Origin of the sequence: Streptomyces sp. 1-11, assembly GCF_007176755.1 — a bacterium.
GTDB lineage: Bacteria > Actinomycetota > Actinomycetes > Streptomycetales > Streptomycetaceae > Streptomyces.
Window position 1 is genome coordinate 98,831 of the sequence record NZ_BJTV01000006.1, and the last position, 19,821, is coordinate 118,651.

The 19,821-nt window shown below is 70.8% G+C and carries 18 protein-coding genes and 1 tRNA gene; 6 read left to right on the forward strand and 13 right to left on the reverse strand.

Features of this window, described 5'->3' with window-relative positions:
- Positions 1–197: 197 nt before the first annotated feature.
- The gene (locus TNCT1_RS14650; RefSeq protein ID WP_143631839.1) at positions 198–653 is read right to left on the reverse strand and encodes a DoxX family protein; all 456 of its coding nucleotides are present in this window, start codon (positions 651–653) and stop codon (positions 198–200) included.
- A gap of 421 nt (positions 654–1,074) precedes the next feature.
- A complete protein-coding gene (locus TNCT1_RS14655) occupies positions 1,075–1,308 on the reverse strand; it encodes a DUF2277 domain-containing protein (protein WP_143631842.1) in 234 nt (77 codons plus the stop codon).
- A gap of 189 nt (positions 1,309–1,497) precedes the next feature.
- Between TNCT1_RS14655 and TNCT1_RS14660 the strand changes: the two genes are divergently transcribed.
- Complete coding sequence (locus TNCT1_RS14660) at positions 1,498–1,848, forward strand: hypothetical protein (protein WP_143631845.1); 351 nt, start codon at positions 1,498–1,500, stop codon at positions 1,846–1,848.
- 103 nt (positions 1,849–1,951) lie between these two features.
- On the opposite strand, the gene TNCT1_RS14665 is transcribed toward TNCT1_RS14660, so the two are convergent.
- A tRNA-Val gene (locus tag TNCT1_RS14665) sits at positions 1,952–2,026 on the reverse strand.
- A 94-nt stretch (positions 2,027–2,120) separates the two neighbouring features.
- Positions 2,121–3,590 (reverse strand): transposase, encoded by a 1,470-nt coding sequence (locus TNCT1_RS14670; RefSeq protein ID WP_235902596.1) that lies wholly within the window; start codon positions 3,588–3,590, stop codon positions 2,121–2,123.
- A gap of 345 nt (positions 3,591–3,935) precedes the next feature.
- Here TNCT1_RS14670 and TNCT1_RS14675 point away from each other — a divergent pair, with 345 nt between their 5' ends.
- The 3 genes from TNCT1_RS14675 to TNCT1_RS14685 all read left to right on the forward strand — a co-directional run bounded on the left by TNCT1_RS14675 (position 3,936) and on the right by TNCT1_RS14685 (position 6,448).
- Positions 3,936–5,333: a hypothetical protein gene (locus TNCT1_RS14675; protein ID WP_143631848.1), complete on the forward strand. Its 1,398-nt coding sequence runs from the start codon at positions 3,936–3,938 to the stop codon at positions 5,331–5,333.
- Between the two features lie 209 nt (positions 5,334–5,542).
- Complete coding sequence (locus TNCT1_RS14680; protein ID WP_143631851.1) at positions 5,543–6,148, forward strand: DUF4383 domain-containing protein; 606 nt, start codon at positions 5,543–5,545, stop codon at positions 6,146–6,148.
- An 81-nt stretch (positions 6,149–6,229) separates the two neighbouring features.
- Positions 6,230–6,448, forward strand: coding sequence for a zinc ribbon domain-containing protein (locus TNCT1_RS14685; RefSeq protein ID WP_143631854.1), 219 nt, complete (start codon positions 6,230–6,232; stop codon positions 6,446–6,448).
- A gap of 25 nt (positions 6,449–6,473) precedes the next feature.
- Here TNCT1_RS14685 and TNCT1_RS14690 read toward each other — a convergent pair whose 3' ends face one another.
- The 3 genes from TNCT1_RS14690 to TNCT1_RS14700 are packed head-to-tail and all read right to left on the reverse strand — an operon-like array spanning position 6,474 to position 10,948.
- On the reverse strand, positions 6,474–7,304 hold the full coding sequence (locus TNCT1_RS14690; protein ID WP_143631857.1) for an HAD family hydrolase: 831 nt from the start codon (positions 7,302–7,304) through the stop codon (positions 6,474–6,476).
- A complete protein-coding gene (locus TNCT1_RS14695) occupies positions 7,304–9,760 on the reverse strand; it encodes a phosphoribosyltransferase (protein ID WP_143631860.1) in 2,457 nt (818 codons plus the stop codon). Before TNCT1_RS14695 ends, TNCT1_RS14690 begins: the two co-directional genes overlap by 1 nt.
- Before the next feature lie 21 nt (positions 9,761–9,781).
- The gene (locus TNCT1_RS14700) at positions 9,782–10,948 is read right to left on the reverse strand and encodes an HpcH/HpaI aldolase/citrate lyase family protein (protein ID WP_143631863.1); all 1,167 of its coding nucleotides are present in this window, start codon (positions 10,946–10,948) and stop codon (positions 9,782–9,784) included.
- A gap of 178 nt (positions 10,949–11,126) precedes the next feature.
- On the opposite strand from TNCT1_RS14700, the gene TNCT1_RS14705 reads away from it, so the two are divergent.
- On the forward strand, positions 11,127–11,930 hold the full coding sequence (locus tag TNCT1_RS14705) for a TerD family protein (RefSeq protein WP_143631865.1): 804 nt from the start codon (positions 11,127–11,129) through the stop codon (positions 11,928–11,930).
- A 4-nt stretch (positions 11,931–11,934) separates the two neighbouring features.
- Here the strand turns inward: TNCT1_RS14705 and TNCT1_RS14710 are convergent, their stop codons facing one another.
- The 6 genes from TNCT1_RS14710 to TNCT1_RS14735 form a co-directional block, all read right to left on the reverse strand.
- The gene (locus TNCT1_RS14710) at positions 11,935–12,672 is read right to left on the reverse strand and encodes a Tellurium resistance (protein ID WP_143631869.1); all 738 of its coding nucleotides are present in this window, start codon (positions 12,670–12,672) and stop codon (positions 11,935–11,937) included.
- A 195-nt stretch (positions 12,673–12,867) separates the two neighbouring features.
- Positions 12,868–14,007 carry a DUF475 domain-containing protein gene (locus TNCT1_RS14715; protein WP_143631874.1) on the reverse strand — a complete coding sequence of 380 codons (1,140 nt, stop codon included), beginning with the start codon at positions 14,005–14,007 and terminating at the stop codon, positions 12,868–12,870.
- Between the two features lie 179 nt (positions 14,008–14,186).
- Entirely contained in the window at positions 14,187–14,765 is a 579-nt protein-coding gene (locus TNCT1_RS14720; RefSeq protein WP_143631876.1) for a TerD family protein, read from the reverse strand.
- Between the two features lie 115 nt (positions 14,766–14,880).
- Complete coding sequence (locus TNCT1_RS14725) at positions 14,881–15,456, reverse strand: calcium homeostasis/redox stress adaptation protein (protein WP_143631879.1); 576 nt, start codon at positions 15,454–15,456, stop codon at positions 14,881–14,883.
- A 114-nt stretch (positions 15,457–15,570) separates the two neighbouring features.
- Complete coding sequence (locus TNCT1_RS14730; protein ID WP_143631883.1) at positions 15,571–16,029, reverse strand: peroxiredoxin; 459 nt, start codon at positions 16,027–16,029, stop codon at positions 15,571–15,573.
- A 126-nt stretch (positions 16,030–16,155) separates the two neighbouring features.
- Positions 16,156–16,593 carry a DUF3052 domain-containing protein gene (locus TNCT1_RS14735; protein ID WP_174266299.1) on the reverse strand — a complete coding sequence of 146 codons (438 nt, stop codon included), beginning with the start codon at positions 16,591–16,593 and terminating at the stop codon, positions 16,156–16,158.
- Positions 16,594–17,000: 407 nt separating this feature from the next.
- Here TNCT1_RS14735 and aceE point away from each other — a divergent pair, with 407 nt between their 5' ends.
- Positions 17,001–19,748 carry a pyruvate dehydrogenase (acetyl-transferring), homodimeric type gene (gene aceE, locus TNCT1_RS14740; RefSeq protein WP_143631890.1) on the forward strand — a complete coding sequence of 916 codons (2,748 nt, stop codon included), beginning with the start codon at positions 17,001–17,003 and terminating at the stop codon, positions 19,746–19,748.
- Positions 19,749–19,821 lie beyond the last annotated feature (73 nt).

Genomic DNA, 19,821 nt, shown 5'->3' on the forward strand with positions numbered 1-19,821 from the left:
ATGACAGCCATACAGCGTACGCGGCGGGTCTGACACGAGGCTGCCAGGGGGCGCACGGGATCGTCACCCGGTTTTCACGCCTTCACGCCCTTCACGCCGGCAAACCCGGCGGCGCCCCACCCCGCCGCGTCGGCGGAGTGGGGCGCCGTGGTCCAGTGCCCCGCCCGGACGCCTCGAAGGGGCCCCGGGCGAGCCGGTCAGGCCGCTATCGGGGCCTGCTCGGCGGCCGGCTGCCGCGTGGCGGCCGTGCGCCGGGTGACCAGCCGGTCGAGGCCGAAGGCGCCGGAACCGGTGAAGACGAGCAGCAGGAACGACCAGCAGAACACGACGGACAGCTCGCCGCCGTTCTGGATGGGCCACAGGGCGGCCTGCTGGTGGACGTCGAAGTACGCGAACGCCATCGAGCCCGAGGCGACCAGCGCGGCGCCGCGGGTGCCGAGGCCGAGCAGGACGAGACCGCCGGCGACGAGCTGGATCACCGCCGCGTACCAGCCGGGCCAGGCGCCGGCCTCGATGGTCCCGCCGTGGGTGCCCATGGCGCCGCCGAGGACGCCGAAGAGCGAGGCGGCGCCGTGCACGGTGAACAACAGGCCGACGACCACGCGGAACAGTCCGAGGGCGTACGGCTGAGCGGAGTTGAGACGTGCGGACATGAAGGGGATCTCCTGTTCGGTTCTGTCGGGCCGGCCGGGGACGGGCCGGTCGTGGGGGCGGCGGTACCGAATGGAGACCCAGGTTAGGTGGACCTAATTGATGCTTGCAAGTTCAACATTTAGCCACGGTTCAGTGCCACCACACGGCGCCTTCCCGGCCGTGGCCGCACGTGGCGGGGCCCTCGCCGCCGCGGCACGCCTCGAAAATGTGACCGGATCCACTCGTTGCACATCTACCCACCGCCGTCACCCGGCCCGCACGGGCCACGGCAAACTCCGCACCAACTCCACTACAAGCAAAGCCATCTGACGACCTATCAGACGAACCACCCATCCCCCCGCCCTCGACCCCGAAGCGGGCAGCACGACACACCCGAGCGGCCTCTCCCCCGCCACTCGGGTCACCCAGGAACGCGAGCGCCTACTCCGCCGCCGTCCGCACGGCCCGCCCCCGCACCTCAAGCCCCCCGAGCAGCTCGGCCGTGGCCTCCGCCACGGCCTCCACCGCCCGCTCGAACACCTCGCGGTTGTGAGCGGCGGGCGCCCGGAACCCCGAGACCTTCCGCACGTACTGAAGCGCGGCGGCGTGGATGTCGTCCTCGGTGGCCTCGTCGGGCAGCGCGGGCGGACGCAACGTCTTGATACTCCGGCACATGCCCCCAGTCTCACGCACCGCTCCCACCCCTGCGGGGATCACGCCGAAGGCGGCCACCGCCCCCCGGGGCCGACCCGCGGCGCGCATCGTCGGGAACCGCACGGCGACGGCCACCGAACCGATCACTCGTTCGACTGAACCTCACGAACGGCCTCGCAACTCAAAATCGAACAGGCGTACCATCGCCGTGTGGGTACGTCCTATGAGTTTCCGAGTGATCTCCTCGCCGGCCAGGAAGAGCTGCACCAGGTACGGGCCGAGCTGTCGGCCCTGCTGAGGCGGCTCCCCTGGTCGGTCGAGCCGCTGGACGGCTTCAGCGACGACAACGGGTGGCGCAAGATCGAGCGGCCCGCGTCCCCCGGCTGGACGGAGGACGAACAGGCCGAGGTGGAGAAGCTGCGACGACGGGAGCACGAGCTCGCGGTGTTCGTCAGCACCCACCGCCACTGGGCAGAGCTCACCGGCCCGGACCGCGTGAACGCCCGCAGCGGGCTGAAGCACGCCCACGGGACACCCGAGAGTGCACGCACGGAAGGCTGAGGCGCACGGCCGCGGCCCCGCCGGGCATACGTGCGCCGGGCCGACCACGCCCCGATGTGAGAAGGCCCAGCCCCCACGCGGGGCTGGGCCTTCTCACATCCACTGGTGGGCGCGGACGGTTTCGAACCGCCGACATCCTGCTTGTAAGGCAGGCGCTCTACCGCTGAGCTACGCACCCGGGACAGGTCGACAGCCTACATTGTCCCGGCGGCGGCCCTGCAAGCCCGCGCGTGCGGGCGGGCAGCACGTAGCCGTTCCTCGAAGTTGAGCTGTCACGGCCCCTGTGGCCAGGGTGCATGCCCAACCGCGTGCCCCGAGCGGTCCTGGGCACGCTGGTCCCCCACGTTCGCTCCGTTCCCGGGCCGCACGGATCCTGTCCGGGGTCCGGGTGAACGGGGGCGGGGTCCCTCACGACTCCCGGGTTTCCCTCCCGCCTGGGCGGTCCGATGCCCCGCACGATCACTCCGGTCGTGCGGGGGCGGTGCCGTCCGTCGCCGGATCGGGTGCCCGAGAGCGCGCCGTCCGATCGCCACGGCCGCGGCGTCGTGACGAGTCGTCATACGAGTGGCCGTGGTGAGCGGCCGTTGCCAGTACCGGGCTCCCCATTTCGAGGTGTACGCCGGATCCACCGCCACGACCGCGACGTCGTGCTCGGCGGCCATGGACACCAGGCGTGCCCTGAGCCGCGCGGTCGGAAAGCGCGACACGAGACGGCGGAACCGCTTGTTCCGGCCGTACTGCTCCCGGCCGGCGCCGTCCTTGAAATGGAGGTTCTCGACCGCGATCGCCGCTGCTCCGGAGCGCCGGGTGAAGTGCAGCAAACGGGTCAGGGCATGCCGGAGCTGAGCGTCCCGGTGCCCCGCGTCTCCCGACATGTCGTAGGCGAACCTGCGGGGTTCGCCCACCGGGTTGCCGTGCGCGTCGAGGTGCCACGCGGCCAGATGGTCGTCGTTCATGTCCACCGCGACCACACCACGGGCGAGGACCGCGGAGAGCGGCGGCGCCAGGACCGCCGCACGCTGCCACGAGGCGGTCAGGTACCAGCGGCCACGGGAGACGTCCAGGTGGACACGGTAGGCAACCGCGCGATGCGTGGTGATGCGGTCCCGCCACTCCTCCGCCCGGTGGGTGAACGCCACCGCGGCGTCCAGCACGTACCGTCCGCGCGGTGCGTTGGCCAGGCGGCTCAGCGCGGCAGGCAGCCGGATCGAGAGCTGCCCGGTCTCGGTGACGCGGATGGTCTCGTTGCCACAGCGTTTGCCGGACTCGCCGTCCGCCATGAGGAACATCCGGGCGGCACGCCATCGCTCGCGCCAGGCCGACCGGGTCAGCCCCGACCGGTCCAGGTGGTGACGGAGACCGGCGAGCTTCCTGCCGCCGCGGACCACATGGACCCTGCCGTCCGCCCAGTCCTTCTCGAGGGCCCCGAGCCGGTCCCGGAGGACGCGCAGGCGGCGGGATTTCGCGTGCCACTCGGCACGGCCGGCGTAGCCGCGCACGACGCCGGTCTGCCTGTCGGCCTTGGCGCCCAGTGGCCGAGCCAGCCGGCTCTCGATCCGCTTGATCTGCCCCCGTAGCCAAGCCATCTCCTCGGCCTGCCCACGGCGGGCCAGCGCCCACTGGTCGTTCGTCGCCCTGGTGATGCCGCCCGCCCACCGTGCCGACGTCTCCGCAGTCAGCGCCCGCTTGCGCCCGGCCCAGCCGCCGCCGTCACGACCCGCTCCCTGACGTGACCTCGCCATGAGGTCCCGCGACGCCTGGGAACCGAGAAACTCGCCGACCTCGGTGAGTACCGTGGCGTCCGCCGGCGTCACCCGAAGTCGCGTCCGGATCGAAACGCCGGTGGGGCCGGGCACGACGAAGGGCTCCGTCAGCGCCCGCGACTCCCGCACTCGCCCCTCCGATCGAAGAACCCGCCATCGGCATTAACGACGACCCTCCGGAAAGGTCACGCGTTCGAGGCGGGAACCCGTGTCCCTTCCCTGGAAAGTCACCGGGTGTGCGGCGAACTGATCGGCTCGTGTGTTCGTCTTCAACAGGTGGGAGAATGACAGCAGGCAGGGCGGATCACAGCACGGGAGAGGGATGTGACGGCGACACCGGGCACGCCATCCACGCAGTCGTACCCGCCGTCGCCGACCGGACGGACCCGGCGTGGGTCCGGGGTGCGTGACGTCCTGACGCTGATGAGTGTGCCGGTGGTGGTCGCGCTCGTGCTGCCGGCCGCGTTCGCCGGGGGCGGCACCCGGCGGTGGTTCGGCGGGCGGGCGGAGAGTCAGCGGGCCGAGGCGCAGGCCGCGAAGGACGCCGCGGCGGCCGCGTTCTACGAACTGGACACCGCGCAGCGGGATCTGCGGATCTCGGTGGAGACCATCACGGCCGTCGACGACTCCCCCGCCGCCCGGCGCGCGGTCGCCGACTTCGCGGCGCTCGGCACGCGGATCGACGAGGTCAGTCAGCGGTACATCCAGGCCGTGGACGCCCATGACCTGGACCACGACGGTCTGGAGGCGGCCACGGCCGCCCGGGCGCGCAGCGAGCTGACCGCCGCCAAGGACGAGCTGGTCCGGGTCAAGCAGGAGCTGGACCGTTTCGGCAACTCGCTGGGGCCGCTGCTGGGCAAGGCCGAGACACAGCTCGCCCGGCTCGCCCCGGCCGTGGAGCGGGCCCGGCAGGCGCTGCTGGGCGCGAGCAACGCGCTGGACGCCGTGCGTGAGAAGGGGCTGGGGGCGGATGATCTCGCCGCCCGGCTGGCCGCGCTGTCGCCCGAGCTGACGAGGCTGAACCAGGGCGCCGGGCAGCACGGGGTGGCGCAGACGCTGGAGCGGGCCGAGCGGGTGCAGCGGGAGGCCGCCGCGATCCGGGCCGAGGCCGAGCGGCTGCCGGAGCGGGCGGCGGAGATCGATCACCGGCTGGTGAGCCTGCGCACCCGCGCGCAGGCGCTGACCACGCGGGCCGGGCAGGTCGATCCGGTGCTGAGCGAGCTGCGGCGGCGGTTCGCGGCCGCGTGCTGGCAGGACCTGCAGCAGGTGCCTGCGCAGGCCGAGCAGAACGTGCGGCAGGCCGAGCTGAAGCTGCGCGAGGCGCAGGCGGCGCGGGAGGCGCAGCGGTGGCCGGACGCCACGTCGCTGCTGTCGACGGTGCGGGCGCTGCTGAACAGCACCGACGAGGCCGTGTCGGCCGCGGGTGACCGGCTGGCCCGGCTGAACGCCGTGCAGAAGGATCCGCAGGCGGAGATCGAGCGGACCCGGTTCGCGATCCGGGACGCCCAGCGGCTGGCCATGACGGGGCGTACGACGCCGGATCCGCGGCATGCGCGCCCGCTGGACGACGCGGTGGGCCGGCTGGAGCGGGCGGTCGGGTCGCTTGAGGGCCGGCATCCCGACTACTGGCACTTCCTGACGGAGACGGAGGCGGTGCGGCAGACGGTGGCCGGCGTGGTGTCGCGGATCCGCGATGAGCGCGGGGGCGGCGCGGCCCACTGAGCCGCTGCGGGGCGCGTGCCGGTCACGGGGGTGCCCCGCCGAAGGGGCGGGCTCCGGTTACGCCCGGCGCCGCTGTGCCGGGGCGTGTCGAGCCGTCGTACCCGCGGGGCCCGGGGATGTGCTGATCCGTTTGTGGTGGCGGTTCGGGGTGGGGTGGCGGATGCTGGATGGACGGATGGCCTCCGCTAGCGCCCGGAGGAGGCGGACACATGGCCACACACCCAGTGCACACGAGGCCTCGACGGCAGATCCGGTTCGACGAGCACTTGCCCGTCGACCACCGCCTGAACACGGTCTACCGCGTCGGAGCGGGCCTGATCGGCGCGTTCCTGCTCGCCTTCGGCATCCTGGGGGTGATGGACGAGATCGGCTTCTTCAGCACCGGCGGTGACCGGGTCATCGGGCTGAACACCAACGGCACGCTGAGTGTGCTGTCCATCGTGGTCGGGGTGATCCTGCTGGCCGGCATGGTGATCGGCGGGAACGTGGCGTCCACGCTGAACATGGTGTTCGGGGTGCTGTTCCTGCTGAACGGCTTCCTGAACCTCGGTCTGCTGGACGGCGACTACAACTTCCTGGCGTTCAAGATCCAGAACGTGCTCTTCAGTTTCGTCGTGGGCCTGCTGCTGATGACCTTCGGCATGTACGGCAGAGTCGGCTCGACCCTGCCGCCCGACAATCCGTACTACCGGGCCCGTCACCCCGATCCGGCGACGGAGCCTCCTGGGCGTGAGCACGCGACCGGCACCCCGCCGGTGACGATGCCGCTGCCGGGCAAGGAGAAGGACCGGCCGGACCGCCCCGGCCTGGGGTGAGTCCGGACCGCCCGGCCTGGGGCGAGTCCGGACCGCCGCGGCCCGGGGTGAGTCCGGGCCGGTGCCGGTTACTCTGGGCGCATGCCTCGCTATGAGTACCGCTGCCGTACCTGCGGCGACACTTTCGAACTGAGCCGTCCGATGGCGGAGTCCGCCGCCCCCGCCGCCTGCCCCGCGGGCCATGACGACACGGTGAAGCTGCTGTCGACGGTGGCCGTCGGCGGCACGGCCGGCGCTCCGGCCGCGGCGCCGAACGCGGGTGGTGGCGGCGGGTGCTGCGGTGGGGGCTGCTGCGGCTGATCAGCGAGCCGCCCCTGCCCTGGGATCAGCCGGCCGCGCCTGCCGTGGTCCCGCCGCGGGCGGCCCGCAGGAACTCCCGGGTGATCCGTTCGCCGGCCAGCACGCCCCGCTCGGGCAGGGCTGTGATGGCCGGTGCGGTCCACTGGGTGTCGGCCAGTTCGCCGTGTCCTGGCCGCCAGCCCCGGTCGGCGGCGAGGAGCAGGTCGGCGTCGAGGAGGGAGTCTCCGGCCGCCAGGGTCAGCTCCGCTCCGGTGCGCCGGGCGACCTCGCGCACGGCCGCGCTCTTGGTGAGCGGCTTGGGTACGGCGTAGAGCTTGCGGCCCTGGAGGGAGACCGTCCAGCCGCGGTTCTCCGCCCAGGCGGCCAGTTCCTTGACCCAGTCCTCGGGGAGCAGTTCGCGCTCGACGACGAGGTAGGCGAAGAGGTCCTCGGCGACGCGGTGCTTGCGTACCCAGACGGGGTCGGCGGTGCGCATCAGGTGTTCGCGGATCTCGTCCAGCGGTGCGCACTCGTCGGCGAGGCGGGCCAGTACGCGCGCGTGCCAGTCGTGGTCGGTGGCGCCGTCGACCAGCAGGTGTCCGCCGTTGGCGCAGATCGCGTAGGCCGGCTCGGGGCCGGGCAGGTTGATGCGCTGGTACTGCTTGCGGGTGCGGGTCGTGGTGGGCACGAAGACGGCCGCGTCGCCGAGGTCGGTGAGCAGTCGGGCGGCCGTCTCGGTCATGTAGGACAGCGGTCTGCTCTCGTGGACCTCCACGCAGAGCAGGCGTGGTGCGCGCGCGTCGGGCATGGTCAGGGCCAGGGCCGCGGCGGAGTAGATCAGTGTGCGGTCGAGGTCGCTCGCCACCAGTACCGGCATCAGACGTTCACCGCCCGGCCGTCGGCGCCGGTGGCGCCCCGGGTGTACTTGGGGTGGATGAGTCCGACGCAGGTGTAGGGCAGTTCGCCGACCTCCTCGACGGGTACGCCGCGCTGTTCGGCGAGCAGGCGCACATGGTCCAGGTCGGGTCCGGCGCCGGCCTTGGCGAGGATCTTCCAGGGGACCCGGCGCAGCAGTACCCGGGTGGTCTCGCCGACGCCGGGTTTGACGAGGTTCACGTCGTGGATGCCGTACTCCTCGCTGATGCGTTCGACGGCCCGCCAGCCGGCCCAGCTGGGGGTGCGGTCCTCGGTGACCAGTTCCTTGACGGCGCTGTCGACGGTGTCGGCGACTTCCTGGAAGCGGGCGCGGACGGCGTCCAGGAAGGCCGTGGAGACGTCGGCGCCGGCGAGTTCGCGGTAGAACTTCGCGCCGTGGAAGTCGTCGGGTCCGACCAGGTCGGCGCGCAGGACCGTGCGGGAGATCAGGCCGGAGACCGTGGAGTTGAGGCAGGCGGAGGGGATGAGGAAGTCCTCGCGGGTGCCGTAGGTGCGTACGCAGGAGCCGGGGTCGGCGAGTACGGCGATCTCCGGGTCGAACCCGGTGACGCCTTCGGTCTTCTCGAACTCCGTTATTGCCTGGGCGAGTTCGCGGGTGATGGCGCCCTTGCCGGTCCAGCCGTCGACGAAGACGACGTCCCGGGGGTCGTGGTGGGCGGCGAGCCAGCGCAGCGCGTTGGCGTCGATGCCGCGGCCGCGGACGATGGAGACGGCGTAGTGCGGGAGGTCGAGGCCGTGCCGGAACTGGGCCCAGCGGCGCATCAGGATGCCGACGGGGGTGCCGGCGCGGGCGAGCGAGACCAGTACGGGACGGGGGGAGCGCTCGCTCATGACGGTTTCGGTGACGACTCCGACGGCCTTGGCGATGCGGACGGCCGAGGTGTCCAGGGCGGTGTGGAAGAGCTGCTGGTACTGCTCGCTGGGCTGGTACTCCACGGGGAGTGACTCGGCGTAGTGGGCCCCGCCGCTCTGGATGGCCTCCTCGCGTTCCTCGGTCGGCGCCTCGAGGGTGACGTCGGAGAGGTCCCGCAGCAGCCAGCCGACCTCGTCGGGCGCGTACGAGGAGAAGGCGGGGCCGCGGAGGGGCTCGGGCAGCATGGCCGGCCTTTCGGGGGTGGTGGCGCGGGGTGCGGGGGCGTGGGAGGGGACGACGGCGAGCAGGACGTGCGGGGTGTGGGCGGCGAGGCGGGCCAGGAGGCCGTCGCCGGCGTGCAGTGCGGGGGTGTCGGCGATGGAGTCGACCACGGCGACGACGGTGTCGAAGCCGGCGCCGGCGACGTTGTAGGCGTACCGCTCGCCGGGGCCGTCGGCGGGGTCGTCGTGGGCGGGGAAGACCAGGCGGGTGCGGATCGCGTAGCCGGGGTCGTCGACGGCGAGGACGGGTGAGCGGGTGGTGGTGGAGAAGCGCACCTCGGTGTCGGGGGCGACCTGTTCCAGTTCGCGGGCGAGGCGCAGCGGGGCGTACATGAGTTCCTCGAAGCCGAGTACGAGGACGCGGCGGGCGCCGGTGGGCAGTGCTTCGGCGATCCGGGCCGCCATGGCGGGCAGGGCGGTCTCCAGGCGGGCGCGGTGCGCGGGGGTGAAGCCGTGCCGGCCGCCGTCGGGCAGGCCGTGGGGCCAGCGCAGGTCGACGCGGGTGACGCGGCCGCGGGGCGGGCCTGGCGTGCGGTCGGGCGCGGTCTCGTGCTGTGCGACCAGCCGGCGGCCCTTGTCGAGGACGTCGTCGGGCAGCCGTACGGTGCCGGAGGCCGCGGCGACCAGGTCGACGCGGGCTCCGATGTGGTCGGCGAACCGTTGCAGGCGTGCGGTGTCCTCGGGTGAGCGCATGTCGACCAGGGCGACGACCACGTACCGCTCGCGCGGGTGGCGGGCGTGCAGGTCGCGGATGGTGTTGAGGACGGTGTTGCCGGTGGAGAACTCGTCGTCGACCAGGACCAGCGGGCCGTCGCCGGACAGCAGGGCGGGGTCCGCGGGGAGCAGCAGGTGGGAGGTGGCGTGGGAGTGCGACTCCTCGAAGCCGCCGGCGGGGGCGATGCCGGTCACGGGGCGGCGGGTGGAGTGCAGGTAGGGGGCGAGGCCCAGGCCGTCGGCGACCGCGTGGCCGAGGCCGGTGGCGGTCTCCGCGTAGCCGAGGACGACGGCGGAGGCGGCCGGTGCCTCGCCGAGCAGCGCGCGGACCCGGCGGCCCAGCCGGATGCCGTAGCCGTAGACCACGGACGGCGACTGGGGGACGTGTTTGCCGAGCACGTTGGAGACCAGCAGGTGGGCCCGCTTGGGGTTGCGGCGCAGCGCGAGTCCGAGCAGGGCGGGCAGCCCGTCGTCGCCCTCGAGTCCGACGCCGAGCCGCTCGGCGACCCAGTTGCCGGACCAGACCTCGTCGTTCACTGCGTTGTTCATGCGTTCCTTGGGTTGGGAAGGTCAGCCGGGTATGCCGGCGGTGAGCAGTTCGACGAAGCCGACGTCCTCGCCGGCCACACCGAAGACCTCGGCTCGCAGCAGGGTCCGTTCGGCCCAGGCGCGGTGCGGTTTCACTTCGTTCATCTTGTTGGTGTAGGCCGACCGCAGTACACCCCCGCCGCCGCGTTCCGGCCGGAGGATGTCCACCGCGTCGCTGAACTCCTCGTGGCTGACCACGGACAGCGCGTGCACGGGCAGGACGTGGGAGGGGTGGATGCAGGTCTTGCCGAGCAGGCCGTTGGCCTGGTCGAGGGAGATCTCCCGGAGCAGTCCGTCCATCGCGTGCTCGATGAGCTTCTCGCGCAGTTCCACGGCCTGCACCTCCAGGAAGGGGCTCTGCCGCAGTTGTGGCTTGAACATGCGCTCGGGGACGCGGAAATACTCCCAGACGGGTCCGGTGACGGTGAAGCCGCTGCCGTCGGCGCGGCCCAGCATGTTCACCACGTCGGCGATCACGGAGGCGACGACCTGGACGTCGTAGGCGGTCATGTCGGGGGCGCGGCGCAGGCCGTAGGAGGAGCAGAAGTCGGTGACGCCGAGGCGCAGGGCGAGGACCCGGTCGCGGAACTTGCCGACGGCGCGGGCGATGCCCTCCAGGGTGTCCACGCGGCTCTCGCGGTAGAGCAGCTCGGGTGATTCGAGGACGGGCATGGCGAAGAGCCGGCGTCCGCTCTCGGCCTCGGCGAGGGTGAGGGCCTCCAGGAAGGGGGTGCCGCGTTCCTCGGTGAACTTGGGCAGGACGAAGCCGGACAGCAGGCGTACGGAGGGGCCGAGGCGGCGTACGAGGTCGGGGATCTGTTCGGGGACCCGCACCCGGATGAAGAGCAGGGGTGGTTGCGTCGCGGTGCGGGAGGCGAGGTCGGCGAACTGCCGGACGAGGTTCTCCTCGCCGGCGGCGACGTCCGCGTCGTCGATGGAGTCCTCCAGGCACAGCACCATCGAGATCACGCCGTTGCTGGCCTGTCTGAGGATGTCGTCGGCGAGCCTCGGCCGGGTGGCGGGGCTGTACAGCGTGGCGCCCAGGGCCGCGGAGAGCAGCCGGGCCGGGGAGTCGGCGGTGAATTCGCACGGCTCCTGGTGGAAGAGACGCTTCCGCACTTCGGGGGCGATGTGCCCGAAATGGCGCATACGACTCCTTAGAGGGGCCCGGGTGGGACCTCTGGATTCGGTAAAGGGTGGCCGGTAATAGTACGTAGGGATCGATGTCGGAAGTTCCCTCCGGGCATGAACTTCCGGTAACCGGCCCGCGTCGGCGCCTCCGTACCCCGCATTGTCGTGGACAGGACCCAGAAGGCAGGATGACGGCATGACGCAGGCGATGCTGAAGGGTTCGAACGTCCCGCTCGAGGCCACGACGGTGCGCGCGGTGCTGCGCTGGACGCCCGGGCAGGGGGTTCCGGACGTGGACGCCTCGGCGCTGCTGCTGGGCCGGGACGGCCGGGTGCGCTCCGACGAGGACTTCGTCTTCTACAACCAGCCCCGGCACCCGTCGGGGAAGGTGTGGCGGCTGGGCAAGAAGCGGGTCCCGGAGGGCCTGACCGACACGATCCAGTCGGACCTCGCCGGTGTGGAGCCCGGTGTCGGCCGGGTGCTGCTGGTCGCGTCGGCGGACGGTGTGCCCTTCGACCGGGTCCCGGCCCTGTGCATCCTGCTGTACGACGCCGCCGTCGCCGACGGCGAGCCGCTGGCCCAGTTCGAGATCAGGCCGGAGACGGGGGCGGAGACCGCGCTGATCTGCGGTGAGCTGTACCGGCGCGGGGAGGGCTGGAAGTTCCGCGCGCTGGGCGAGGGCTACTCGAACGGCCTGAAGGGCCTGGCCACGGACTTCGGCATCTCGGTGGACGAGTCGGAGGTGGACGAGCCGCGGCAGGACCCGCCGGAGACGACGTCCCAGCCCCTTCCGCCGGAGCAGCCGACGGTGGTGCCGTCGCAGCCGGCGTACGGCTATCCGCAGCCGGCGTCGCCCCGGCAGCCGGCGTACGGCTATCCGCAGCCGGCCTCGGGCACGGCCGGGTACGGCTATCCGCCCCAGCCGCAGCCGGCCGCGGCGGCCGTGCTGGACCCGGACTTCCGGCTGCCGCCGCAGGGGCCGCAGTTCATCGGCCGGTAGAGGGCTACTGCTCCACCTTGGACTTGTAGCCCCGCCCCCAGGTCAGTCCCCATCCGTAGAGCCGGTCCAGTTCGCCCTGGAAGCCGTAGACGAACTTGACCTCGCGCCGGACGACGAGTTCGCCCTTCACGTTCTCGATCATCACGACGGCGCAGGACCGGGCCTGGGGGTGCCGTTCGTCCAGGCCTATCTCGATGCGGGGACCGTTGCTGGGGTAGAGCGTGACGATGGCGTGCGTGCGGTCGAAGGCCGGGGTGCGGTCGTAGATGTACACGAACACCAGCAGCCGCTTGATGGCGTCGCGGTGGTCCAGGTTGACGTACATGGTCTCGCCGGACGCCGAGCCGAACCGGTCGTCCCCGCTGAGTTTGATGTACGGCGGCGCGTTGACGTCGCCGAGGTAGCCGCCGAGGGGCTGGACGACGCCCTTGGTGCCGTCGGTCAGCTCGTACAGGCAGCCGAGGTCGAGGTCGACGTTGACCATGCTCTGCCCGTGGCCGAGCACCTCCGGGGGTTTCAGCGCCTTGAAGGGGTGCCGGAAGAGGCTGGTGCGCTGGGTGATGTCGAAGTCGGAGGTCCGCATCCGCCAGGTCAGGTTGACGCGGAGGTTGCCGGTGGCCGCGCCCTGCCTGGTGAGGGACACCTGCTGGTGCCGCCTGGTCAGCTCGATCGCGTTGCTCGCGGCGCTGCCCGAGTCGAACTCGGCGCCGCGTCCGCCGCGCAGCCCGTCGAAGAATCCCATTCCCGCCCCCTGGTACTCGTCTCGAACGCCTCTCGAACGCCGGACGGGGCGGCCGACCACGTCGGCCGCCCCGTTCGAAGCGTTCCTCACCGCGCGGGGCGCCACACCCCGTGGCGTCCCGGATCTTGCCCTGAGGGGCCTCGTCCGGCCTGATCAGGGTGAGGCCCTAGGCCGGCCGGGGGCCCGCCGGGGCCGTCAGACCCCGGAGGAGACCTCCGCCTTGTCGTCGGAGCCCTCGCCCGCGGCCGCGAGGGCGCGGTTGCGGCGGACGGAGGACCAGAAGGACCAGGCGATCAGGACGACGCCGACGAGGCCGGTGATGACCTCGTTGATCTGGTACTGGATGGTGATCATGAGGATCACGGCGAGGGCGCCGATGGCGTAGTGGGCGCCGTGCTCGAGGTAGACGTAGTCGTCGAGGGTGCCCTGGCGGACCAGGTACACGGTCAGGGACCGGACGTACATCGCGCCGATGCCGAGGCCGAGCGCCATCAGGACGATGTCGTTGGTGATGGCGAAGGCGCCGATCACACCGTCGAAGGAGAAGGACGCGTCCAGCACCTCGAGGTAGAGGAACATGAAGAACGCCGCCTGGCCGGCCAGGACGACCGCGGAGCGCTTCTTCCCGGTGCGCTCGGCTTCTTCCTCCTCCTCGTGCTCGCGTTCCTCCTGCTCCTCCAGGCGGTCCTCGAAGAACCCGGACAGCCCGCCGACGATCATGTAGGTGATCAGGCCGGCGATGCCGGCGATCAGGACCGTCTGCGCCTTGTCGACGTGGGCGCCGCCGTGCTGGTGGGCGTGGGTGGCGAAGGTGAAGGCGGTGACGAGCAGGACGATCAGGGCGATGCAGACCGACAGCATGTCGACCTTGCCGAGCTTGGCGAGCGGCCGCTCGATCCAGCGCAGCCACTGGATGTCCCGGTCCTCGAAGATGAAGTCGAGGAAGATCATCAGCAGGAACATGCCACCGAACGCGGCGATCGCCGGGTGGGCGTCGGTGACGAGTTCCTGGTAGCGGTCCTTGTTGTTGAGCGCGAGGTCGACGGCCTCGACCGGGCCCATCTTGGCGCTGATCGCGACGATGACGACGGGGAAGACCAGCCGCATGCCGAAGACGGCGATGAGGACGCCGACGGTGAGGAAGATCTTCTGCCAGAAGGCGCTCATCTTCTTCAGGATCCCGGCGTTGACCACCGCGTTGTCGAACGACAGCGAGATCTCGAGGACCGCGAGGATCGCCACGATGCCGAAGGCGGTCCACCCTCCGTAGAACGCCGCCGCGACCAGACCGAGCGCGGTGACCGCGAACGACCAGCCGAAGGTTTTCAGAAGCACTGGCTACCCCATCGTGTTGTGGGGGCACCTCCCAGACGTCGTCTGGGGGGAGACTTTCCCCCTCGCCGTACTCGGCTTTGCTAAGTGTTGACCACGAGTCTAGAGGGGCACGCCGCCGGGAGGGGCGGCCAGGGCGGCCTCCGTGGGCGACGGAGGCCGTACGGCCGGGCGGCTGTGCGTCAGGAGACGTTGACCCCGAAGTCCAGGGCGATGCCCCTCAGACCCGACGCGTACCCCTGGCCCACGGCCCGGAACTTCCACTCGCTCTGGTGCCGGTACAGCTCGCCGAAGATCATGGCGGTCTCGGTGGAGGCGTCCTCGCTCAGGTCGTAGCGGGCCAGTTCCTGGCCGTCGGCCTGGTTGACCACGCGGATGAAGGCGTTGGAGACCTGGCCGAAGGTCTGGCCGCGCTCGTCGGCGAGGTGGATCGAGACCGGGAAGATGATCTTCTCGCACTGCTGCGGGACCCGGGTCAGGTCCACCAGGATCGACTCGTCGTCGCCCTCGCCCTCGCCGGTGAGGTTGTCGCCGGTGTGCTCGACCGAGCCGTCGGGGCTCGTGAGCTGGTTGTAGAACACGAACCACTCGTCGCCCAGCACCCGGCTCCCGGCGCCGCACAGCAGGGCACTGGCGTCCAGGTCGAAGGGGGCGCCGGTGGTGGACCGCGCGTCCCAGCCGAGCCCGATCATGACGTTGGTGAGGTTCGGTGCGGCCTTGGAGAGGGAGACGTTGCCTCCCTTGGCGAGCGTGACGCCCATGATGCTGTCCTCCCCTAGCGGTGCTTCTTTGGTTGTCCTGCACTCCCCCGAAGGGGGACCCCCAGGCGCCGCCCCGTGAACGGTGCGGCGCCTGATGCCGGTGCGGTGGTGCGTGTCAGACGTTGACGCCGAAGTCCTGGGCGATGCCGCGCAGGCCGGAGGCGTACCCCTGGCCGATGGCGCGGAACTTCCACTCCGCGCCGTGCCGGTAGAGCTCGCCGAAGACCATGGCGGTCTCGGTGGAGGCGTCCTCGCTCAGGTCGTAGCGGGCGATCTCCTGCTCGCCCGCCTGGTTCACCACGCGGATGAACGCGTTGCGGACCTGTCCGAAGGACTGCTGGCGGTTCTCGGCGTCGTAGATCGACACCGGGAAGACGATCTTCTCGATGTCGGCCGGCACGCCGGCCAGGTTGATCTTGATCTGCTCGTCGTCGCCCTCTCCCTCACCGGTGATGTTGTCGCCGGTGTGCTCGACCGAGCCGTCGGGGCTCTTGAGGTTGTTGAAGAAGACGAAGTGCTGGTCGCTCGCGACCTTGCCGGAGTTGTTCAGCAGCAGCGCGCTGGCGTCGAGGTCGAAGTCGGAGCCGGTCGTGGTGCGCACGTCCCACCCCAGACCGACGATGACGGCGGTCAGGCCCGGGGCCTCCTTCGTCAGCGATACGTTGCCGCCCTTGCTGAGGCTGACTCCCACGGGTCCTCCATGTGGTGTCCGGGGGCGGGAAGCCCCGTCGTGCTTCGGATATGGGATCAACGTGCCGATCCTAGTGACGGGTTCCCGCGCCGCGCAGACCGAGGACCCGGAGCGTCACAGGGTGTCGAGCGCCTTCACGTACTCGTTCAGGTCGCGGGCGTCCGGCAGTCCGTTGACCACGGTCCACCGCACGACGCCGTCCTTGTCGATGATGAAGGTGCCCCGGACGGCGCAGCCCTTGTCCTCGTCGAAGACGCCGTAGGCGCGCGAGACGTTGCCGTGCGGCCAGAAGTCGCTCAGCAGCGGGTACTCGAGGCCCTCCTGCTCGGCGAACACGCGCAGGGTGTGGATCGAGTCGTTGGAGACGGCGAGCAGCTGGGTGTCGCGGTCGGCGAACTTCGGCAGGTTGTCGCGCAGCTCGCACAGCTCGCCGGTGCACACGCCGGTGAAGGCGAAGGGGTAGAAGAGGAGCACCACGTTCTTCTCGCCGCGGTAGGCGGAGAGGCTGACGGTGCGGCCGTGGTTGTCCTTGAGCTCGAAATCGGGCGCCTTGTCGCCGACCTGGATCGCCATCGTCGTGCATCCCTTCGGTGGGCCGTTCGGGTCAGAGCGCGGCAAGCGCTCGCCTCCACCCTACGCAGCGATCACCGGGGCGCCCGCGGCGGCCGGGCCGGACCCTCGGGCCCGGCCCGGCGGCGGTCACTTCTTGGACTTGGCCGCCTTCGGCGTCGCCAGACGGCTGCCGCTCCAGTCCTTGCCGACGCTGACGCTCTTGGACGCGGTCAGGCCGGCGGTCGTCGCGGCCTCCGAGATGTCGCTCGGCTCCACGTATCCGCTGCGGCCGGTCTTCGGCGTGAGCAGCAGGATGGCGCCGCCCTCCTCGATGTACGTGGTGGCATCGACGAGCGCATCGGTGAGATCACCGTCCTCGTCGCGGAACCACAGCACGACGGCGTCGGCCACGTCGTCATATTCCTCGTCCATCAGGTCGCCTCCGACGGCTTCCTCGATGGCCTCGCGGAGTTCCTGGTCGACGTCGTCGTCGTAGCCGATCTCCTGGACCACCTGCCCGGGCTGGAACCCCAGCCTGGCGGCAGGGTTCGTCCGCTCCTCCGCGTGGTCCGCGGTCGCGCTCACGGGTTGCCTCCTGATCATGGTTTGGTGAATATCTCAGCCACGCGCGTGCGCGAAGCATTGGCCGTAGTCCACACGGGCGGGACCGATCGCGCAAGTACCCGGCCCTCCAGACCGCCGAAACGGTGACGATCCGGGCCGTGTCGGCGCAACTCCCGGCACCGCGTCCCACACGCTGGTGACCCACATCACACCGTTCTGCCCTCTTTGTTCTGTTCGGAATCATCCAGTCAAACGACTCTCGAACAAGTTTGGCAAGCCTGTCACACCCCGGGCGTATCGTTGCGTTTTGACCGACCCTGTGTATCGGTTACCCCACGGTAGAGATGACGTACGTCTTCCCGAGGTACACGATGGGGAACGGTGTAGGCACGAGTGAAAAAGTGGCCCTCCGACAGGTAAGGAACAGCGTGGCTTCCGGATCCGATCGCAATCCGATCATCATTGGCGGCCTTCCGAGTCAGGTTCCTGACTTCGATCCCGAAGAGACCCAGGAGTGGCTCGACTCCCTCGACGCCGCGGTCGACGAACGCGGCCGGGAGCGGGCCCGGTACCTCATGCTCCGCCTGATCGAGCGGGCCCGCGAGCGGCGCGTGGCCGTGCCCGAGATGCGCAGCACGGACTACGTCAACACGATCCCCACCCGCGCCGAGCCGTTCTTCCCCGGCAACGAGGAGATCGAGCGCCGGATCCTGAACGCGACCCGCTGGAACGCGGCCGTGATGGTCTCGCGCGCGCAGCGTCCCGGCATCGGCGTCGGCGGGCACATCGCCACCTTCGCCTCCTCCGCCTCCCTGTACGACGTGGGCTTCAACCACTTCTTCCGCGGCAAGGACGAGGGCGACGGCGGCGACCAGGTCTTCTTCCAGGGCCACGCCTCCCCCGGCATCTACGCGCGCGCGTTCCTGCTCGACCGCCTCTCCGAGAAGCAGCTCGACGGCTTCCGGCAGGAGAAGTCGAAGTACCCCGACGGCCTGTCCAGCTACCCGCACCCGCGCTCCATGCCGGACTTCTGGGAGTTCCCCACCGTCTCCATGGGCCTCGGCCCGCTCGGCGCCATCTACCAGGCGCGGATGAACCGCTACATGCAGGCCCGCGGCATCGCCGACACCTCCAGGTCGCACGTGTGGGCGTTCCTCGGCGACGGCGAGATGGACGAGCCCGAGTCGCTCGGCCAGCTGAGCATCGCGGCGCGCGAGGGCCTGGACAACCTGACCTTCGTGGTCAACTGCAACCTGCAGCGCCTGGACGGTCCGGTGCGCGGCAACGGGAAGATCATCCAGGAGCTGGAGTCGGTCTTCCGGGGCGCCGGCTGGAACGTGATCAAGCTGATCTGGGACCGCTCCTGGGACCCGCTGCTCGCGCAGGACCGGGACGGCGTGCTGGTCAACAGGATGAACACCACCCCGGACGGCCAGTTCCAGACGTACGCGACCGAGACCGGCGCGTACATCCGCGAGCACTTCTTCGGCGACGACCACCGGCTGCGCGCGATGGTCGAGAACATGAGCGACCACCAGATCCTGATGCTGGGCCGCGGCGGTCACGACCACCGGAAGATCTACGCGGCGTTCAAGGCCGCGGTGGAGCACAAGGGCCAGCCGACGGTCATCCTGGCCAAGACGGTCAAGGGGTGGACGCTGGGTCCGAACTTCGAGGGCCGCAACGCCACGCACCAGATGAAGAAGCTGACGGTCGACGACCTCAAGCGCTTCCGCGACCGGCTGCACCTGCCGATCTCCGACAAGGAGCTGGAGTCCGGCGCGCCGCCCTACTACCACCCGGGGCGCGACTCCGAGGAGATCCAGTACATGCACGACCGCCGCAAGCAGTGCGGCGGGTACGTGCCGACGCGGGTGGTCCGCGCCGAGCCGCTGGCACTGCCGGACGACAAGGCGTACGCGACCGTGAAGAAGGGCACCGGTCAGCAGTCCATCGCCACGACCATGGCGTTCGTGCGACTGCTGAAGGACCTCATGCGGGACAAGGAGATCGGCAGGAGGTTCGTGCTGATCGCGCCGGACGAGTACCGCACGTTCGGCATGGACTCCTTCTTCCCGAGCGCGAAGATCTACAACCCGCTCGGTCAGCAGTACGAGGCGGTCGACCGCGATCTGCTGCTCGCGTACAAGGAGTCGCCGACCGGCCAGATGCTGCACGACGGCATCTCCGAGGCGGGCTGCACGGCCTCGCTGGTCGCGGCCGGCTCGGCCTACGCCACGCACGGCGAGCCGCTGATCCCGGTGTACGTCTTCTACTCGATGTTCGGTTTCCAGCGCACCGGCGACCAGTTCTGGCAGATGGCCGACCAGCTCGCGCGCGGCTTCGTCCTGGGCGCGACCGCGGGACGCACCACCCTGACGGGTGAGGGCCTGCAGCACGCGGACGGCCACTCGCAGCTCCTCGCCTCGACCAACCCGGCGTGCGTGGCCTACGACCCGGCCTACGGCTACGAGATCGCGCACATCGTGCAGGACGGCCTGCGCCGGATGTACGGCGGCGACGCCGAGCACCCGCACGGCGAGGACGTCTTCTACTACCTCACCGTCTACAACGAGCCCATCCGGCACCCGGCCGAGCCGGCGAACGTGGACGCCGAGGGCATCGTCAAGGGCGTGTACAAGCTGAGCGAGGGCACGGCCGGCTCGGTGCCGGCGCAGATCATGGCGTCCGGTGTCGCGGTGCCGTGGGCGCTGGAGGCGCAGCGGCTCCTCGCCGAGGACTGGAACGTCAGGGCGGACGTCTGGTCGGCGACCTCGTGGAACGAGCTGCGGCGCGAGGCCGTGGCCTGCGAGGAGCACAACCTGCTGCACCCGGAGGAGGAGCAGCGGGTGCCGTACGTGACGCGGAAGCTCAGCGGCTCCGAGGGGCCGTTCGTGGCGGTGTCCGACTGGATGCGGTCGGTCCCGGACCAGATCGCGCGCTGGGTGCCGGGGACCTACCAGTCCCTGGGCGCGGACGGCTTCGGATTCGCCGACACCCGGGGCGCGGCGCGGCGGTTCTTCCACATCGACGCGCAGTCGATCGTGGTGGGGGTGCTGACCGAGCTGGCCCGGGACGGCAAGGTCGACCGGTCCGTGCTGAAGCAGGCCATCGACCGGTACCAGCTGCTGGACGTGGCGGCGGCGGATCCGGGGGCGGCCGGCGGCGACGCGTGACACCGCGCGGCCTGTGACAGGGCCCCGGGTGTGAGGGCGGCGGAGTCGTGGACTCCGCCGCCCTTCGTCTTCC

Bases quoted from the DNA above. Each gene is read 5' to 3' on its own strand.
- TNCT1_RS14720 (WP_143631876.1), bottom strand. From the start codon at position 14,765: ATGGGCGTCACGCTCGCCAAGGGAGGCAACGTCTCCCTCTCCAAGGCC.
- TNCT1_RS14650 (WP_143631839.1), bottom strand. From the start codon at position 653: ATGTCCGCACGTCTCAACTCCGCTCAGCCGTACGCCCTCGGACTGTTC.
- TNCT1_RS14685 (WP_143631854.1), top strand. From the start codon at position 6,230: ATGCCTCGCTATGAGTACCGCTGCCGTACCTGCGGCGACACTTTCGAA.
- TNCT1_RS14680 (WP_143631851.1), top strand. From the start codon at position 5,543: ATGGCCACACACCCAGTGCACACGAGGCCTCGACGGCAGATCCGGTTC.
- TNCT1_RS14705 (WP_143631865.1), top strand. From the start codon at position 11,127: ATGACGCAGGCGATGCTGAAGGGTTCGAACGTCCCGCTCGAGGCCACG.
- TNCT1_RS14670 (WP_235902596.1), bottom strand. From the start codon at position 3,590: ATGGCGAGGTCACGTCAGGGAGCGGGTCGTGACGGCGGCGGCTGGGCC.
- TNCT1_RS14655 (WP_143631842.1), bottom strand. From the start codon at position 1,308: ATGTGCCGGAGTATCAAGACGTTGCGTCCGCCCGCGCTGCCCGACGAG.
- TNCT1_RS14700 (WP_143631863.1), bottom strand. From the start codon at position 10,948: ATGCGCCATTTCGGGCACATCGCCCCCGAAGTGCGGAAGCGTCTCTTC.
- TNCT1_RS14710 (WP_143631869.1), bottom strand. From the start codon at position 12,672: ATGGGATTCTTCGACGGGCTGCGCGGCGGACGCGGCGCCGAGTTCGAC.
- TNCT1_RS14730 (WP_143631883.1), bottom strand. From the start codon at position 16,029: ATGGCGATCCAGGTCGGCGACAAGGCGCCCGATTTCGAGCTCAAGGAC.
- TNCT1_RS14695 (WP_143631860.1), bottom strand. From the start codon at position 9,760: ATGAACAACGCAGTGAACGACGAGGTCTGGTCCGGCAACTGGGTCGCC.
- TNCT1_RS14690 (WP_143631857.1), bottom strand. From the start codon at position 7,304: ATGCCGGTACTGGTGGCGAGCGACCTCGACCGCACACTGATCTACTCC.